At 72.0% G+C, this 17,727-nt stretch carries 16 protein-coding genes; 7 read left to right on the top strand and 9 right to left on the bottom strand.

Annotation, left to right across the window (positions count from 1 at the left end):
- Positions 1-93: 93 nt before the first annotated feature.
- Positions 94-924 carry an enoyl-CoA hydratase-related protein gene (locus tag AB0I73_RS21200; RefSeq protein WP_363039537.1) on the bottom strand — a complete coding sequence of 277 codons (831 nt, stop codon included), beginning with the start codon at positions 922-924 and terminating at the stop codon, positions 94-96.
- 511 nt (positions 925-1,435) lie between these two features.
- Between AB0I73_RS21200 and AB0I73_RS21195 the strand changes: the two genes are divergently transcribed.
- Both AB0I73_RS21195 and AB0I73_RS21190 read left to right on the top strand, forming a co-directional pair.
- Positions 1,436-2,551, top strand: coding sequence for an NAD-dependent epimerase/dehydratase family protein (locus AB0I73_RS21195; RefSeq protein WP_363039535.1), 1,116 nt, complete (start codon positions 1,436-1,438; stop codon positions 2,549-2,551).
- Positions 2,552-2,660: 109 nt separating this feature from the next.
- On the top strand, positions 2,661-3,506 hold the full coding sequence (locus AB0I73_RS21190; RefSeq protein ID WP_363039533.1) for an alpha/beta hydrolase: 846 nt from the start codon (positions 2,661-2,663) through the stop codon (positions 3,504-3,506).
- 169 nt (positions 3,507-3,675) lie between these two features.
- On the opposite strand, the gene AB0I73_RS21185 is transcribed toward AB0I73_RS21190, so the two are convergent.
- From AB0I73_RS21185 to AB0I73_RS21170, 4 genes are all read right to left on the bottom strand, one after another.
- On the bottom strand, positions 3,676-4,245 hold the full coding sequence (locus AB0I73_RS21185) for an EthD domain-containing protein (RefSeq protein WP_363039531.1): 570 nt from the start codon (positions 4,243-4,245) through the stop codon (positions 3,676-3,678).
- A 227-nt stretch (positions 4,246-4,472) separates the two neighbouring features.
- On the bottom strand, positions 4,473-5,636 hold the full coding sequence (locus AB0I73_RS21180) for a thiolase family protein (RefSeq protein WP_363039529.1): 1,164 nt from the start codon (positions 5,634-5,636) through the stop codon (positions 4,473-4,475).
- Entirely contained in the window at positions 5,633-6,637 is a 1,005-nt protein-coding gene (locus AB0I73_RS21175) for a nitronate monooxygenase (protein ID WP_363039527.1), read from the bottom strand. Before AB0I73_RS21175 ends, AB0I73_RS21180 begins: the two co-directional genes overlap by 4 nt.
- Positions 6,638-6,705: 68 nt before the next feature.
- Positions 6,706-7,506: an enoyl-CoA hydratase-related protein gene (locus AB0I73_RS21170; protein WP_363039525.1), complete on the bottom strand. Its 801-nt coding sequence runs from the start codon at positions 7,504-7,506 to the stop codon at positions 6,706-6,708.
- Positions 7,507-7,636: 130 nt separating this feature from the next.
- Between AB0I73_RS21170 and AB0I73_RS21165 the strand changes: the two genes are divergently transcribed.
- Positions 7,637-9,604 carry an NAD(P)/FAD-dependent oxidoreductase gene (locus AB0I73_RS21165; protein ID WP_363039523.1) on the top strand — a complete coding sequence of 656 codons (1,968 nt, stop codon included), beginning with the start codon at positions 7,637-7,639 and terminating at the stop codon, positions 9,602-9,604.
- Between the two features lie 390 nt (positions 9,605-9,994).
- Here AB0I73_RS21165 and AB0I73_RS21160 read toward each other — a convergent pair whose 3' ends face one another.
- From AB0I73_RS21160 to AB0I73_RS21145, 4 genes are all read right to left on the bottom strand, one after another.
- Positions 9,995-10,210 (bottom strand): ferredoxin, encoded by a 216-nt coding sequence (locus tag AB0I73_RS21160; protein WP_363039521.1) that lies wholly within the window; start codon positions 10,208-10,210, stop codon positions 9,995-9,997.
- Positions 10,211-10,405: 195 nt separating this feature from the next.
- Positions 10,406-11,161, bottom strand: coding sequence for an enoyl-CoA hydratase (locus AB0I73_RS21155; protein WP_363039519.1), 756 nt, complete (start codon positions 11,159-11,161; stop codon positions 10,406-10,408).
- 273 nt (positions 11,162-11,434) lie between these two features.
- A complete protein-coding gene (locus AB0I73_RS21150; RefSeq protein WP_363039517.1) occupies positions 11,435-11,929 on the bottom strand; it encodes a DUF3237 domain-containing protein in 495 nt (164 codons plus the stop codon).
- Between the two features lie 414 nt (positions 11,930-12,343).
- Positions 12,344-12,811, bottom strand: coding sequence for a PaaI family thioesterase (locus AB0I73_RS21145; protein ID WP_363039515.1), 468 nt, complete (start codon positions 12,809-12,811; stop codon positions 12,344-12,346).
- Positions 12,812-13,299: 488 nt separating this feature from the next.
- Between AB0I73_RS21145 and AB0I73_RS21140 the strand changes: the two genes are divergently transcribed.
- The 4 genes from AB0I73_RS21140 to AB0I73_RS21125 are packed head-to-tail and all read left to right on the top strand — an operon-like array spanning position 13,300 to position 17,513.
- Positions 13,300-14,493 (top strand): thiolase family protein, encoded by a 1,194-nt coding sequence (locus AB0I73_RS21140; RefSeq protein WP_202278957.1) that lies wholly within the window; start codon positions 13,300-13,302, stop codon positions 14,491-14,493.
- Between the two features lie 19 nt (positions 14,494-14,512).
- The gene (locus AB0I73_RS21135; protein ID WP_363039513.1) at positions 14,513-15,280 is read left to right on the top strand and encodes an SDR family NAD(P)-dependent oxidoreductase; all 768 of its coding nucleotides are present in this window, start codon (positions 14,513-14,515) and stop codon (positions 15,278-15,280) included.
- Positions 15,277-16,044, top strand: a complete 768-nt coding sequence (locus AB0I73_RS21130; RefSeq protein WP_363039511.1) for a crotonase/enoyl-CoA hydratase family protein — start codon at positions 15,277-15,279, stop codon at positions 16,042-16,044. Before AB0I73_RS21135 ends, AB0I73_RS21130 begins: the two co-directional genes overlap by 4 nt.
- Positions 16,045-16,103: 59 nt before the next feature.
- Entirely contained in the window at positions 16,104-17,513 is a 1,410-nt protein-coding gene (locus AB0I73_RS21125) for an MFS transporter (protein ID WP_363039509.1), read from the top strand.
- Positions 17,514-17,727: the final 214 nt, after the last annotated feature.

Here is a 17,727-nt window from a genome sequence, read left to right as displayed (position 1 = left end):
CCTGACATGCGAAAGGGTCCACCGACCCGCTCGGTGGACCCTTCGGCCGCGTGCGGGGCCGGCGCACGCGCCGTGGTCCCGCCCCCGCACCCCCTACTTGCCCAGTCGGCGGCGGAGCCCCTCCATGGCCTCCGCCATCCTCGGGTCGGCCATCAGCAGCCGCTGCGCCACCCACTCCCGCTCCAACTGCTCCATGAGGGTGCTCTCCGCCGACTGCAGGAGCAGCCGCTTGGTGGTGCGGACCGACCGGTCGTAGACGTCCGCGAACGGCCGCGCGAACTCATGGGCGGCGTCGAGGAGTTCGTCGGGCTCGACCACGGCGTCCACCAGGCCGAGGTCGAGCGCCTCCTCGGCGCCGATGGTGGTGCCCCTGGTCAGGATCCGGAAGGCCTTCGCGTGGCCGACCACGCGGGGCAGGATCCAGCTCAACCCCATCTCGGCGGTGAGACCGAGGGAGGGGAACGACGTCGCCAGTTTGGCGGTGCGCGACATGACCCTGATGTCGTGCAGCATGGCCAGCGCGAACCCGCCCCCCGCGGCGGCACCGTTGATCGCCGCGACCGTCGGGGTGCCCAGCTGGGTGAACCTGGCAACCCAGCGCCCCACGCCCAGGTGGTCCACCCGGCGCGCCTCGTAGGGCAGGATCGGGTTCCCGGTCCGCCCCGCGGCGCCGTCGGTCCCCAGTTCGCCGACGTCCAGCCCGGACGGGCCGTTGTCCATGAGCGTCTTCGCGTCGAGGCCCACACAGAACGAGGAGCCCGCACCCGTCACGACGATCGCCCGGACGTCCGGGTCCGCGTCCGCGGCCTCCGCGGCTTCGATCAGCTCGCCGAACAGCGCGCCTCCGACCGAGTTGTGGTGTTCAGGGCGGTTGAGGGTCAGCACCGAGGTCTTTCCTTCGGTGCCGACGATGATGTCACTCATGGAATTCCGGATCACTCTCCCACCATTTATGACTCTCTGAGTCTCAAAAGATATCTCCGCGACACGGTCGCCTGTCAAGACGCGCGCACTCACCCCAAGGCGACATCACCCCGCTCGCGACCGGCCCACCCCCCACTCGACCCCGCGACATACACACCCCTCACCCGCCCCCTCGGCCGACCACCCCCACCGCCGAGCCCCACCCGCCCCCACCGCGTCGACGAGCGTCGCACACCATTGCCCTAATGAGATTGCGCGTCTATTATTTCGAGTCCTGCGCGCCGTCGCACGACCCGTCGAGGAGCGAGAGCGACGCCGTGGACGACGTCCTCGGGGCGCCCGGGACGACGCGGCCCGAGGCCCTGCCGACCCCGAGACAGGTGCCCGCGAGACCCACCCCCCGCCGCGCTGCCACGCCCGCTTCACGGACCTGCCGACGAGCATCCCGGCACAGCCCCGGAAGCAACAGACCAAGGTCACCCCACGGGGTGCTTCACGAGAGGCAGACACCATGAAGGTGCTCGTCGTCGGAGGAACCGGGCCCACCGGTCCGCACGTCGTACAGGGCCTGCTGGACCGAGGGCACGACGTCACGCTCTTCCACCGGGGGGTCCACGAGCCCCCGGAGCTTCCCGAGGTCCGCCACATCCACGGCGACCCGCACTTCCGCGAGACGATCGAGGAGGCGCTCGCCCACGAGCAGTTCGACGTCGTGGCGTGCATGTACGGGCGGGTCAAGACCTTGGCCGAGTGGTTCGCCAAGCGCTGCGAGCAGTTCGTGGCCGTCGGCGGGGTCCCGTCCTACAAGAACGTCCTGGGCTGGACCGACCAGCGTCCCCCCGGCGCGGTGCTCCCGACCCGTGAGGACGGCCCCCTGGCGGACGCGGAGGGCGAGGCGTCCTCCTTCGCCGGCAAGGTGCTCGCCGCCGAGCGCGAGGTGCTCGGCCGCGCCCGCGACGGCGACTTCAGGGGCACCGTGATCCGCTATCCCGCCATCCACGGCCCGCGCAACCAGAACCCCCACGAGTGGATGGTCCTCAAGCGGATGAACGACCGCAGGCCGTTCATGATCCTGCCCGACGGCGGACTGGGCATCCTGGGCCGCTGCGGAGCGCGCAACGCGGCGGAGGTGCTGCTGCGCTGCGTCGACCGGCCCGAGGCCGCCGACGGCGAGGCGTTCAACGCCGCCGACGACACCCAGTACTCGTGGCGCCAATGGGTGGACGTCGTGGCCCGGGCCGCCGGGGGCACGATCGAGATCGCCTCCCTGCCCGCGGAGCTGGCCGGCCCCGTCCAGGCGAGCCTGATCCCGCTGCGCGACTACTCGCCGCAGACGCTCTTCGACACCACCAAGGCCAAGACCCTCCTGGGCTACCGGGAGGTGATGTCGGCCGAGGAGCAGATCCGCGAGACGGTCGCCCGGCTGCTGGAGACGCCGCCCGACGTCGACTCCCAGATCGCCTTCGTCGACACCTTCAGCTACGACCGCGAGGACGCCCTGGTCGCCGCCTACCGCAAGGCCGTCGAGGAGGTCCGGGAGGCGGCCGGGTGGGACGCCCCGGCGCTGCACCATCCGCTCCCGCACCCGAAGAAGGCCGGTCTCGGCCCCGACGAAATGGGGAGGTAGCGGTGACCGACGACGAGCACCGCGGCACACCGGAGCAGGAGAAGGGCGTCCCACGCGCCCACGGCAGGAACGCGACGGCAGAGCACACGACCAGGCAGGAGCGGCACTGATGCACATCGGCCACATCGAGGTGGAGCCCGGGGTCCGGCTCCACGTCCAGGACCTGGGCGAGGGCGAGCCCGTCGTACTGCTGCCCGGTTTCGGCATGGCGCACGAGACGTGGGACGGCGTCGTCCGACGGCTGACCGAATCCGGTTACCGCGCGGTGTGCGTGGACCCGCGCGGTCACGGCCTCTCGGACCGGCCGCTGCACGGGTACGAGGTCCCGAGGCTGGCGAAGGACGTCGTGGCCGTGCTGGACGCGCTCGGGATCGACTCGGCCACGATCGTCGGCTGGTCCTTCAGCGGTCAGGTCGGCTTCCAGCTCGCCGCGACCGCGCCCGAGCGGGTGAGCCAACTGGTCCTCGTGTGCTCCAACGCGGTGCGCACGACGCGCAGCGAGGAGTTCCCCTTCGGACTGCCGGCCTCGACCCTGTTGCCCACCCTGCTCGAGGGCGAGCTGAACGACCGCATGACCTCGCGACGGGCGGGGATCGCCAACGCGTTCGCCTCCCCGCCCGACCCGCATCTGCTCGAATGGCTCACCACGCTCTCCCTGCGCATGCCGTCGTGGGCCGGCGCCGCGGTCTGCGTGGCGCTGATGGAGACCGATCTGGTGGCCCAGATCCCGCACGTGCGGCAGCCGGTGCTGCAACTCATCGGAGCCGACGACAAGATCTTCTCCTTGAAGGGCGCACGGTGGCTCAACGAGCGCCTCACCGATGCGACGCTGATTCCGCTGGAGCGATGCGGCCACTACCCGATGCTCGAACAGCCCACCGTCTTCTTCGACGCCCTGCACGCCTTCCTGTCGCGCACGGACCCGCGGCCTGCCGAGCAGGGCACGGTCGGCTGAGCCGGCAAGAGCCGGCACGCTTCGAGGGCAGCCACGCGCCGGAGGGTTCAGGGCGCCCCGGGCAAGTCCTGCCCTCGTCCACCACCACGACCCGTGCGCGCACGCACGGACCGCATCGGCCCCGGCAGGACCGGAAGGAACGGTTCTGCCGGGGCCGGCGGTCGGAGGTTCAGCCGCTCACCGGCTCCGAGACGTACTGGTCGCACATGAACGCCATCTTCGACGAACGGTCGAGGAACTCGTCCTCGTCGTCGAGGAACGCCGCGAGCTGGTCCGGCTCCTGGACCAGACGCTGCATCTCGGCGAGCGCCTGACGGTCCCGGAACGTGATCACGGTGATGGCGTCGTACGGGTCGTCGCCGACGGACGCGTTCGCGTCGGAGGTGCTGGCGTGCTCCCCGGAGGAACGGACCAGGTTCCTCGTGTAGCTGTCGTAGAGGTGGCCGAAGCAGCCCTGCGCCATCTTGGCGTGGACCTCGTTGTAATGGGCGGCGAACTCCTCCTTCGTCGTCCCCTGCTTGCGCTTGAGGAAGAGGACGACACTGATCTTCTGGGGCTCCGTGCTCGTCACGTCGCACACCTCTCTTTCGACCTGCTGGATGTTTCTCGGAACCTCCGCGGCGGCGGACGCCGACAGGACCTGGTCCGTGAGGAAGTCCGAGAAACACGACCGGCCGCCGCGCTGGCGCGGGCATTCCGGATAGATGAGGTGGCGAACTGCGGTCGTGAACTCGGACATGGCTTCTCCACCTTCCTCGACACATTCCCCCTCGCCGGGGCCCGCGCCAGCCGGTCTCGATCGCGGCGTTGGAACCGGCGTCACACGATGACACCGCTCCGATCCGTGTTCCGTCGCCGATCCGCACCACCGTGCGACCGGCAGGGCCCCGCCGGACCCGCCGGGTCGGGCGGCACCGCGGGTCCGGCCCCGGCACCCGCCGCGGGAACCCCCGCGCACCCGGCCGCCTACACCTCCACGACCACCGCCCCGCCCATGCCGCCGCCGGCGCACATGGCCGCCATGCCGAGGCCGCCGCCCCGGCGCCGCAGGGCGTGCACGAGCGTCGTCACCATGCGCGCCCCCGAGGCGGCGATCGGATGGCCGAGGCTGCACCCCGAGCCGTGGATGTTGATCTTCTCCTCGTCGATGCCGTGCACGCGCGCGGCGGCGAGCGGCACCGAGGCGAATGCCTCGTTGATCTCCCAGAGCGCGATGTCCCCGGCGGACAGCGAGGAGCGTGCCAGGAGCTTGGTGATCACCGCGGCGGCGGCCATGCCGGTGCGGTGCGGCTCGACGCCCACGGCGCCCCAGCCGCGGATCCGGGCCAGCGGGTCGAGTCCGTGCTCGCGGGCGTACGCCTCGCTCACGACCATGAGCGCGGCCGCCGCGTCGTTGATGCCGCTCGCGTTGCCCGCCGTGATGGAGAAACCCTCGATCTCGGGGTGCACCGGCGACAGCGCGGAGAGCTTCTCCATCGACGTGCCGCGTCGGGGATGCTCGTCCTGGTCGAAGGTGACCTGCTCGCCGCCGAGCGTGACGGACAGCGGCACCAGCTCGTCGGCGAAGAGGCCCTCGTCGATCGCGGCGACCGCCCTGCGGTGCGAGCGCAGCGCCCACGCGTCCAGTTCCCGCCGGGACAGGCCCGCCTCCCGGGCGGCGCTCCAGCCTACGGTCAGCGTGACGTCGTCCGTCGCGCCGTCGTAGTGGGGGAAGGTGGGGCCCATCCCGGTGCGGGTCCGCTCCGAGCCGGGCTCCCGCCACTCCAGGGCGGGCGCCGTCGAGGCGGACTCCGTCCCGCCGGCGACGACGGCGTGCGCGGCGCCGCCGCGCACGGCTCCGGCCGCGTTCCCCAACGCGGTGAGGCTGCCCGCGCAGTGCCGGTTCACCGCCTGGCCGGGGACGTCGAGCATGCCCGCCGCCACCGCGGCGTGGCGGGCGAGGACCCCGCCTCCGGCGAGCGACTCGGCGAGGATCACGTCGTCGACGGCTCCGGGCTCGACGCCGGAGCGCTCGACGCACGCGAGGAGCACCTGCCGGGCGAGTTCGTCGGCGCCGGTCTCCCGCAGCGTCCCCTTGAACGCCGTGCCGACGGGGGTGCGGACCGCGCTCACGATGACCGCGTCGTTCACGCCGCCACCTCCTCGACCCGGGAGGACATCGTCGTCAGCCGGTTCTCGATGAGTCCGCACGCCTCCTCGACCACCCGGTCGACGAGCGCGGAGACGGTGGGGATGTCGTCGATCAGCCCCTGGACCATTCCCGCCGTCCAGATGCCGAGTTCGGGGTCCCCCTCCTCGTAGACCCGCCGCCCCCGGGCCCCGGCCACGAGTTCGCGCACGGTCTCGAAGCGGGGGTCCTCCGCGAGCCTGCGCACGACCTCGCGGCTGACGCTGTTGCTCGCCACCCGGGCGGTGTTGCGCAGCGGGCGGAAGATGAGCTCGGTGTCCCGCTCGGTGGCCGCCACGATCGCCTCCTTGACGGGCGTGGCGATCGGCGACTCCACCGTGCACATGAAGCGGGTGCCCATGTTGACCCCGTCCGCACCCAGGGCGAGCGCGGCCACCAGGCCCCGCGCGTCGGCGATTCCCCCGGAGGCGATGAACGGGATGGACAGGGTGCTCGCCGCACGCGGGAGCAGGACCAGTCCGGGGATGTCGTCCTCCCCCGGGTGGCCGGCGCATTCGAACCCGTCGATGCTCAGCGCGTCGACGCCCACGGACTGGGCCTTGAGCGCGTGCCGGATGCTGGTGCACTTGTGGAGGATGCGGACGCCCGCGGGCTTGAGCATCTCGACGAACTCGGTCGGCAGGTTGCCCGCGGTCTCCACGATGGTGACGCCCGAGTCGATGATGGCGCGGCAGTACTCGGCGTACGGCGGCGGGTTGATCGACGGCAGGATCGTGAGGTTGACGCCGAACGGTCGATCGGTCATGGTCCGGCAGCGCTCGATCTCCCGGGCGAGGTCACCGGGGGTCGGCTGGGTGAGCGCGGTGATGAACCCGAGGGCGCCGGCGTTCGCCACCGCCGCCACGAGTTCGGCACGCCCGACCCACTGCATCCCCCCTTGCACCAGGGGGTGTGTCACCCCGAAGAGTTCGGTGAAGCGGGTCGAGATCCTTCGATGGGTCATTCTGTCTCCCTGACTGGCTGGTCGGCCGCGGACCTGTCCGCGGAGTGGTGCGCGCGCTCCCGCGGTGCTCAGCGCCCGCGGAACTCCGGCGGCCGACGCTCCTGGAAGGCAGTGATCCCTTCCAGCAGGTCCTCGGACGCGAGGGTCTGCTGCTCCAGTGCGAACGAGAGGTCGAGCACCTCTCCGGCTCGTTGCGCCGTGAGCCGGTTCAGGGCCCTCTTGGTTCCCTGAACGGCGAGCGGTGCGCGGGCGGCCATCCGCCCGGCGATGTCCAGCGCGACCGTGAGCGTCTCCTCCGGGGTGTCCACGAGGTCCGTGACCAGCCCGAACGTGTGGGCCGTGGCCGCGTCGAGGGGGTCTCCGGTGAGGAGGTAGCGGCGGGCGCGCAGCATTCCGGCCGAGTGGGGCCAGGCGACACAGCCTCCGTCGCCGGCCACGAGGCCCACCGCCACGTGCGTGTCGGCGATCTTCGCGGCGCGTGCCGCGACGACCGCGTCGCAGAGCAGGACGATCGTCGCGCCCACCCCGATCGCCGCTCCGTGCACCGCGGCGACGACCGGCTGCGGGATCGTCATGAACGCGTCCGCGAGACGCCGTCCGTCGTCCACGGTCCGCTGTCGCACGTCGACGTCCGCGTGTGCGAGGCGCATGAAGTCGAAGTCGCCGCCCGCCGAGAAGACCTTGCCCGTCGCGGCCAGCACGATCGCCCGGACCGAACGGTCGTCGGCGACCGCGCCGAGGACCTCGACCATCTCGCGGTGGAAGTCCTCGTCGACCCGGTTCATCAGGTCGGGGCGGTCGAGGGTGATCTGCAGGACGCCCTCGGACGGTCGACTCAGCCGCAGGCACACGAGCTTGGATTCATCCATTCTGAGACCTCTCGTATCGACACCTTGGTGCCTTATTGAGACCGACAGTCTATTATCTCAACAGCCGCGTGGCCAGTGGCGGCTCAGCGGGCCACCACGGGGCGCACTCCCCACCGACAAAGGACAAAGTGTGACACTTTTGACATCCGACATCGGAACCGACGACGTCGACAGCGCCGCTTTCGGGGAAAGACTCGCCTGGGCACTGAAGGACGCCAACCTCCCCACGATCCTTGCCGTCCTCACCCACATCACGGGCAACTGGTCATACCTGCAAGACCAGTTCGCACCCGGCCCCATGCGAGGTCCGGGTGATCACGACGACGCCGGACTGCCGGAGGAGTCCCAGGAGAAGCTGCGCGCGGTCGCCCACCGGGTGATCCTCGACCACCTGCGCGGGAACCTGCCCCACGCACCCGCCCCGGCGCCCGAGAAGCTCGCCGAGATCCTCGGTGTCGTGGTCGGGGACGCCGTGCCCGCGGACACCGCCGGCCTGCTCGCCGAAGAGCTCGGCACGGCCGATCGGCAGCCCGCGCCCCTCCCGGAGCGCTCCCGCCGCGACGCCCCCCACACGCTGATCGTCGGCACGGGCTTCTCCGGCCTGGCCGCCGCCATCCGGCTCGAGCAGGCCGGACTCCCCTTCACCATCATCGACAAGAACGAGGCGGTCGGCGGGACCTGGCACGAGAACACCTACCCCGGGTGCGGCGTGGACACCCCGGTCCACCTGTACTCCTTCGCCTTCGCCCAGCGCTCCGACTGGCCGCGGTACTTCGCCGGCCAGGGCGAGGTGCACCGCTACCTCGTCGACGTCGCCGAGCAGCACGGCATACGGGACAAGGTCCGGTACGGCACCGAACTGGAGTCCGCCACCTGGGACGAGGAAGCCCAGCACTGGCACGTCACCCTGCGCCGCTCGGACGGCACGCCCCAGGAGGCCGACTTCGGGGTCGTCATCAGCGCCGTCGGACAGTTCAACCGGCCCTCGCGCCCGAAGCTGCCGGGGCTGGACTCCTTCACCGGGCCCGTGGTGCACACCGCGGAGTGGGACCCCGACCTCGACCTGACCGGCATGCGCGTGGCGGTCGTGGGCAGCGGGGCCTCGGCCATGCAGCTCGTGCCGGCCATCCGCGACACGGCTGCCCACGTCTCCGTCTTCCAGCGCTCGCCCCAGTGGATCCTGCCCAACCCCAACGCGGGCGCCGACGTCAGCGAACAGAAGAAGTTCCTGATGGAGCACGTGCCCTGGTACCTGGGCTGGTACCGGCTCCGCCAGGTGTGGAACTTCGGCGACCGGATGTACCCCATCCTGCGCGTCGACCCCGCGTGGGAGCACCCCGAGCGTTCGGTCAACGCCGCCAACGAACGGCACCGCCGCTTCCTCACCGGGTACATCGCGCGCCAGTTGGCCGACCGCCCCGACCTGATCGAGGCCAGCACCCCCAGCTACCCCCCGTACGGCAAGCGTCCGCTGCTCGACCACGGCTGGTTCGAATCGCTGACCAGCGACAACGTCGACCTCATCGCGGAGAGCGTCGTGGAGGTGGACCGGGCCGGTGTGACCACGACATCGGGGCATCGCGTCGAGGCCGACGCGATCATCCTGGCCACCGGGTTCGACGCCATCAACATGCTCGGCCCGATGGAACTGCGCGGGCGCGGTGGCACCACGCTGCGCGACGCCTGGGGGGCCGACGACGCCCGCGCGTTCCTGGGCATGACGGTGCCCGACTTCCCCAACTTCTTCATGCTCTTCGGTCCGAACACCAACGCCGGGCACGGCGGAAGCCTGGTGATGACGGTCGAGATGCAGGTCCGCTACGTGATCGAGCTGCTGACCCACATGAGCGAGAACGGGATCGGCAGCGCCGAGGTCCGCACGGAGCCCTTCGAGCGTTTCATGGCCGAGCTGGACCAGGCCCTCGAGGGCGCGGTGTGGAGCCACCCGGGCATGACCAGCTACTACCGGAACGACAAGGGCCGGATCGTCACGAACCTCCCCTGGACGAACGCCGAGTACTGGGCCCGCACCCGTCATGTGGATCTCGATGACTACGCACTCACCCCGAGGAGGTCGACGCCGCGTACCGCAGACTGAAATCGCAGGTCACCGGGCTGGCGTGACGCGCACGAGGAGACTCACGCCGGCCTTGCCCCTCGCGGCGCCCGTGGGAACCGCGGGAACCGCCTCCGGGGCGGAGCGACCCTCCCCACCGACCGGGCCCGAGCCGCGGTCGTACCGCGCACGAGATGCCGGACCCGCCTCCGCGATGACGCCCCGTCCGGGAGCGCCGCGGCCCGCGACCGGAGCGCCATCGCCACGGCCGTCAGCCCAGGCACAGGCACAGGCACAGGCACAGGCACAGGCACAGGGGAACGATCGACGCGCGACCGGAAAGCCGTCCGCCGCGGCAGCACAGAAGCGCGGCACCGCCGAAACCGACCTCGATCGGTCCCCGCGGGCCGCGCACCACCGCGCCGGAGGCGACTAACCCGCCGCGGCTCCCGGATCCGCCGCGAGGACCGTCAGCGCACGCTCCGGGCACGCCCTCGCCCCGGCCCGCGCGCTCGATTCCCGGCCCGAGGGAACCTCACCGTCGAAGGGCAGCACGTAGCCGTCCTCGTCCAGCCGGAACAGATCGGGCGCGGCGACGGCACACTGCGCGTGCCCGGAACACAAGCTCTGATCGACCACTACGCGCATGTCAGCCCTCCAGACAGATGAGCGGCGCCTCGTGAGGATCGAGCGCCGCCAGGATGCGTGTTCCACATGAAACGGGGTGCGGGAGAGCACCCTCGTGCCCGCGGGCGGACCCGGGGCGTCGCTGTCGGAGCGAGCGCGGTCGCCGGGGCGGCGGCCGGCCCAGGGGGCTGCCCGTCGGCAGCCCCCTGTCCCGATTCACTGCTTGCGGAAGCTCGCGACGACCTCCTGGATCGCCGGCCCGGTCGCCGAGGACGCCTGCGCCCACGACTCGAACTCGAGGGTCGCGCCGAAGTCACCGGTCCGCGCCACGCCGACCGCCGACTTGATGTCGCGTGCGAGCGCCGGGTCGATCGCCGCCCAGCGCGCGGCCGTCTCGTGGGCGGCGGCCAACGGGTCGTCGGCGACCCGAAGGGCGAGCCCCTGGCCGACCGCCTCCTCGCCGCGCAGGGCGCCGCCGTCGAGCAGCAGCGCGAGCGCCTTCTGCGGGCCGAGGGCGTCGACCAGGAACCACGTGCAGCCGCCGCCCGGGTGCAGGCCGATCTTCGAGAACGTCGCCGCGAACGACGCGCGCGGACCGGCGATGCGGACGTCGCACGCCATGGCGAGGTTCAGCCCGGCACCGACGGCGGCCCCCTGCACCGCCGCGATGGTCGGGATCTCGAGCGCCCGCAGCCTCAGGAAGCTGTCGTAGACGGTGTGCAGGTGGCGGCGCAGGTCGGCGACCGAGCGCTCCGAGGCCTCCCCGAACAGGGCGGGCAGATCCGCGCCCGCACAGAACGCCGTTCCCTCACCGGTCACGACGAGGGTCCTCGCCCCCGCGTCGGCGGCCACGGTCGACACGGCGTCGCCGAGCTCCTGGATCATCGCCTCGTCCAGGCAGTTGCGCCGATCCGGGTCGGTCAACGTCAGGGTCCAGCGCCCGTCGTCGTTCCGTAGATCAACCTTGCTCATCCCGCAGTCACGCTCCGTCCGCATCACACTCGACGCCTCCGTGGCACCAGGGCACCCCTTCCCGGTCCGGCAGGGGCGCACCCGATCTCCGCTCGGGCCGCGATCCATTTTTCTGATATTTAAGATCTCACAATACTCGGCGTGCCGGGCATCCGACGGTCCTGCTCCGCTCCGGGGCGGAACAGGACCGTCGCCGCACACCGAGGGGGCGGGCACCCGCACGCGCCCGCCCCCATCCCGAGCCGGGCCCCGCGTCGGACGGGGCCCGGCAGGTCATCGAAGGGCGTCCACCCGGTAACGGAAGCCCGCCTCGGTGATCGCCCCGCGTCCCACGGCAAGCGTGCGGTTGAGCCAGTCGTACTTCTTCGAAGCCGCCTCGAAGGAGTAGGTCAGGATCCAGTCGATCTCGCTCGGATCGACGCCCGCACCGCCCCTGGCCTCCATGACCTTGGGCCAGGGCCCCAGACGGCCTGCGGTGTAGGTCATGAGGATCAGCTCGCCGTCGTCCGTCCGCAGCACCAGCCGCACGTCGGGGGCGACGTAGCCGTCCGTCCGCAGGATCCCGTAGTCCATGCCCTCCAGGATGGTGGCCTTGAGGCGGGGGCCTTCGACCCAACCCCCCTCCACCCCACCCACGATGCGCTGCCCGTAGGGGGTCTCCCCGAAGGCGTAGGACGGACGACTGTGGGACTTGAGCTCGACGAGGTAGTCGAAGAGGAACTCCGTCTCGATCGACACGGGGTCCATCGCGCTGCCTTCCGTGGCCATGTGGTCCGTTCCCTTCGTCCCGGGTCGACCGACGCGTCGGCGTCGGCCGGCCGCAGCGATTCCGGCCGGTCCGCGCGCCGCACCGGCACGCGGCAGCACCGCGGAGGAGGGGAGGTGCGCCCGCCCGGTCGGCGACACCTCGGGCCGACGCGACACAGGAGGCGGGGGCGGCGGTCGGCGACCCTCGGGGCACCACCGACCCGAACCTCTCCGCCGGGCACGAACCCGACCTCCGTACGGCCGTGACCGGCGGTCACGCGCCGGGTGGCGGACGCTCCCGACCAGACATTATGAGATGCATTGACTCACAACCCGGAAAGGGCGTCAAGGAGGAGCATCGACCCACCACAGGCCGCGACCGGGCGGCACACATCCCCGCCGGCGAGCCGGGGCACCCCCTGCCTCGTCACGGACTCAGCCCGCGCTCATCCTCAGGGCCCCCTGGGTCGACGCGCAGCGCACGCCGTCCGCGCCCTCCATCTCGACGTTGACGAAGGCCACGCGCCTACCCCCCGGCACGAACTCCGCGCGCACGAGGACCGGCGGCATCGCCGAACGATGGAACTGCGTCGCCATGCTGATGGTGAACGCGTACGCGTGCGAACGCGCCCCCCGCACGGCCATGACGCCCATGACCTGGTCCGCGGCACTGGCGAGCAACCCCCCGTTCACCGCGCCGTTGGCGTTGAGCGGGAAGAAGCGCGAGTCGAGGACGAACTCCGCCCGCTCCTCATCCATGGCCGAGCACTCCAATCCGAGCGCGACCACGCTCGGCATCCGGTTCGCCCAGTCCATCCAGTCCTCGTCGGACGCCTCGGGCCGCGGGGGCTCGGAGACGTTCATGGCCGCCGGGGCGTCCCCGGGGTTCGCGTCAACGCTCACGTCATTCCTTCCGTCGAGACCGGGCGGACCCGGTCCACACCCTTCCGCGGGACGGACCTTGCCGCACCTCTTATGAGACACTATAGTTCAAAACTATGGCTCGAGGGCAGACGCGAACCGACCGCACGGCAGCGGGAGTCGAGTGCGACGCACGTCCCGGGTCATGCCCTCGAACACCGCCATGAACACGTGATCGCGCAAGGCGCGTCCGGGCACACACCCCGAGCGCCACGCCGCCACGAGCACGTCGGACCGGCCGCTCCCACCCCGCGGCCGGCATCCGCACCCCGCCTCGCACGGGGTGCGGATGCCGGCCGCACCCCGCCCCACCGTCGCCGCGGCGACACCGTCCGCCCGGACGGCCCGGGCCACCGCGGGGCGGCGGCACCCGGCCGTGGAAACGCACCCCGCCCCGCACCCGACGGGACGTACGCGCACCGGACCCGAAGCACATCCACCGAGCCGAACAGCTTCTTGGGGAGTCAGACATGACCAACACCGCCGTGATCGTCGACGCGATCCGCTCGCCCGTCGCGAAGGGGAAGGCTCCCCGCGACGGGAGGCCCGGCGGCGCCCTGTCCTCACTGCACCCGGTCGAGTTGCTGGGCCAGGTCCTGCGTCAGCTCATCGACCGCAACGGCATCGACCCGGCGATCGTGGACGACGTCATCACGGGCTGCGTGAGCCAGGTGGGAGAGCAGTCCGGGCCCGTCGGCCGCTGGGCCTGGCTGGCGGCGGGGCTGCCGGAGAGCGTGCCGTCCGTGACGGTGCACCGGGCCTGCGGGTCCAGCCAGCAGGCCGCCGACTTCGCCGCCCAGGCCGTGATCGCCGGGGCGCACGACATCGTCATCGCCTCGGGCGTGGAGTCGATGAGCCGCATCCCGATGCTCACCGCCCGGATCGGACAGGACCCCTGGGGCCCGTCCGTCGCCGAGCGCTACGCACCCGGGCTCGTGCCGCAGGGCGTCTCGGCGGAACTCATCGCCGCCCGCCGGGGCTTCAGCAGGCACGACCTGGACGTCTTCTCGGCCCGTTCCCACGCCAACGCCACGGCCACGGACCTCAGCGGCGAGATCGTGCCGGTGACCCTCGCCGACGGCACGGTCGTGAGCGCCGACGAGACGGTCCGTCCGCAGACGACCGTCGACGGCCTGGCCGGCCTCAAGCCGTCCTTCGAGACTCCCGAGATGAGCGCGCGCTTCCCCGAGATCGGGGAGTGGAAGGTCACCCCGGGCAACTCCTCCCAGCTGGCCGACGGGGCGTCCGCGCTGCTCATCATGTCCGAGACGAAGGCGCGGGAGCTGGGACTCCGCCCGCGGGCGCGGTTCCACGCCTTCGCGCTGGCCGGGGACGACCCGATCACGATGCTGACGGGGCCGATCCCGGCCACCGAGAAGCTGCTCGCGCGCACGGGCCTGACGATCGACCGGATCGACCACTACGAGGTCAACGAGGCCTTCGCCCCCGTACCACTGGCGTGGGCCCAGCACTTCGACGCCGACCCCGCACGCCTCAACCCGCGCGGCGGTGCCATCGCCCTGGGGCACCCGCTGGGCGGTTCGGGCGGACGCCTGCTCACCACGGCGCTGCACGGCCTCGAAGCCACCGGCGGCCGCTACGGCCTGGTCACCATGTGCGAAGCCGGCGGCATGGCCAACGCCACCCTCATCGAACGCCTCTGACAGGAAGAAGACACCACTGATGAACATCACAGGAAGCTCCGCCGTCGTCACGGGCGGCGCGTCCGGGCTGGGGCTGGCCACCGTGCGCCGCCTGCTCGACGCGGGCGCCGCGACGGTCGTCATCGCGGACCTGGAGGCGTCGCGGGGCAAGGAGGTCGCCGACGAACTCGGAGAGCGCGTGCGGTTCGTGCCGGCCGACGTGCGCGACGCCGACGCCCTGGAGAAGGTGCTCGACGCGGCCGAGGCGGCGGCCCCGCTGCGCGCCGTCGTGCACTGCGCCGGTCGCGGCGGTCCGGTGCGCCTGGTCAACAGGGACGGCAGTCCGGGCTCGCTGGAGACCTACTCCGAGATCGTGCAGATCAACCTCGTCGGTTCCTTCAACGTGCTCCGCCTGGCCGCGGCCCGGATGGCGCGCAACGAGCCGCTGGACGGCGACCGCGGGGTGGTCGTGCTGACCGCCTCGGTCGCGGCCTTCGAGGGCCAGATCGGACAGATCCCCTACGCCTCCTCCAAGGCCGGCATCGTGGGCATGACCATCGTGGCCGCGCGGGACCTGGCCTCGAAGAACATCCGTGTGTGCACCATCGCGCCGGGCACCTTCGACACCCCGCTGCTGGCGCGTCTGCCCGAGGAGGTCCGGGGCTCGCTCGCGGCCACCGTGCCCCACCCCAGCCGCCTCGGCGACCCCGACGAGTACGCGAAGCTCGCCCTGTCCATCATCGACAACGGGATGCTCAACGGCGAGACCATCCGTCTGGACGGTGCCATCCGGATGGCGCCGCGATGAGCCGCACCGTCACCTTCGAGGTGGACCGGGGCGTCGCGGTCGTCACCCTCGACCGGCCGGACGTCCGCAACGCCATCGATCTGGCCACCGCGCGGCAGATCGCCGCGGCCCTCGACGAGGTCGACGCCCGTGAGGACGTCCTGGCGGCCGTGCTCACCGGGTCGGGGCCCGTCTTCAGCGCCGGGATGGACCTCAAGGCCTTCAGCGCCACGGGGGAACGCCCCCTCGTGGAGGGCCGGGGAGCCTTCGGGATCTGTGAGCGGGCCACCGAGAAGCCGCTGATCGCCGCGGTCGAGGGCAAGGCGCTCGGGGGCGGCATGGAGATCGCCCTCGCCTGCGATCTCATCGTCGCCTCCGAGGAGTCCTGGTTCGGCCTTCCCGAGGTCAAGCGCGGACTGGTGGCCGCCGCGGGCGGCGTCCTGCGCCTGCCGCGGGTGGTGCCTCCCGCGGTCGCCCTGGAGATGGTCCTGACCGGCGAGCCGGTGGACGCGGCGCGCGCCCACGCGCTCGGCCTGGTCAACCGGGTCGTCGCGCCCGGCACCGCCCGGGAGCGGGCGGTGGAGATGGCACGCGTCATCGCCGGGAACGCGCCCATGGCGGTGCGGGCGGCCAAGCACCTGGTCACCTCGGCCCAGGACTGGTCCGCGGCCGAGATGTTCGACCGCCAGCGCGAGGACGTGGACCGCGTGCGGTCGTCGGCCGACGCGGCCGAGGGCGCACGGGCCTTCGTCGAGAAGCGCCCGCCCGTATGGACGAACACCTGACCCGCCCTCCGGTCCGTGCCTCCCGGCGGGGGACTTCGACGCAGGAGAACCACCACCACATGACGCCCACGACAGACTCGCGCGTCGTGCTGATGCTGGTCGTCCTGTCCCTCGCCGGGACCGCGGTGGCCCTCAACCAGTCGATCGTGCTGCCGCTGCTGCCCGACCTGCCGCGGCTGCTCGACACGGGCCCGGCCGGCGCCTCGTGGCTCCTCACCGCCACCCTGCTGGCCGGCGCCCTGGCCACACCGACGATCTCGCGTCTCGCCGACATGTACGGCAAGAAGCGCATGGTGCTGGTCTCGCTGGTCGCGATGGTCGTGGGCTCCCTCGTCGGGGCCCTGACCGACTCCCTCGCGCCCATGCTCGTCGCGCGGGCGTTGCAGGGCACCGGCATGGCGCTCGTCCCGGTGGGCATCGCGCTCATGCGCGACATGCTCCCCCCGCGCCACGTCCCGTTGGGGGTCGCGCTGATGAGCGCGACGCTGGCGGTGGGGGCCGGAGTCGGGATGCCCCTGTCCGGGCTGGTCGCGGCCCATCTGGACTGGCACGCGTTGTTCTGGATCACCGGCGGGCTCGGCGCGGTGGTGCTACTGGCCATCGCCCTGGTGGTCGAGGAGTCCCCGGTGCGGGCGCCCGGGAGGTTCGACCTTCCGGGGGCGCTCCTGCTGTCCCTCGCGCTCAGCGCCCTCCTGCTCGCCCTGTCGAAGGGGGGAGCCTGGGGGTGGACGTCGCGGCCGACGCTCGTCTCGGTGCTCTGCGCGGTCCTGGCCCTGGTCGCTTGGGCGCCCCAGCAGTTGCGCGCCCGTCGGCCGGTGGTCGACCTGCGTCTCGCCGTGCGTCCCGAGGTGCTCCTGGTGAACCTCTCCGCCCTGCTCATGGGGTTCGCGATGTACACCGATCTCCTCGTGACCTCGCAGCTCCTGCAGGCGCCCGAGCACGACGGGGTCGGCCTCGGCCTGGACCTGCGCCAGGCGGGGCTGTGGCTGGCGCCCAACGCCGTCACCTTCGGCCTCATGGCACCGGTGACGGCCGCGGTCGTCCGACGCTCCGGTCCACGGGCGACGCTCCTGGCGGGCGCCCTCCTCATGGGCGCGACCTACCTCGCCAGGTCCGCGTTCAGCAGCGGTCTGGGGCAGGTGGTCGCCGGCTCGGTGGCCGTGGCGGTCGGCGCCTCGCTCGCCTACGCCGCCATGCCCACCCTCATCATGCGGGCCGTCCCGGAGAGCGAAACGGCGTCCGCGAACGGACTCAACACCCTGCTGCGCGCGGTCGGCACGGCGTTGGCCAGCTCGGTGGTCGCGGCCGTGACGACCACCTACGTACTGGGCAGCGGCGCGGCGAGCTACACCGACCCCGACGCCCTCATGGCCGTCTTCCGGGTCTCCGCGCTGATGTGCCTGGGGACGATCCTGCTCACCGTCCCGATGTTCTTCCTGCGCGGCGCGTCGCGGTCGGGGACGACCTGAGCGGACACGCCCCGCCCCCGGTCGGCACCGCGGCCCCCGGGCCGCCGGCCGGGGGCGGTCGCCGTGCGACCGCGGCACCCGGTCCGGCCGCCGGCGCCCACACCGGCTCCGGCTCCGCGTTCGAGCTCCGCATTCGAGCTCCGTATTCCACCTTCGCAGGACGATTGACCTGCCCCATCTAATCTGAGACGCTTAGTCGCACAATCCCTCCGGA

The organism is Streptomyces sp. NPDC050388 (assembly GCF_040655635.1).
Lineage (GTDB): Bacteria > Actinomycetota > Actinomycetes > Streptomycetales > Streptomycetaceae > Streptomyces.
This window is presented reverse-complemented; position numbering and strand designations above follow the sequence as displayed.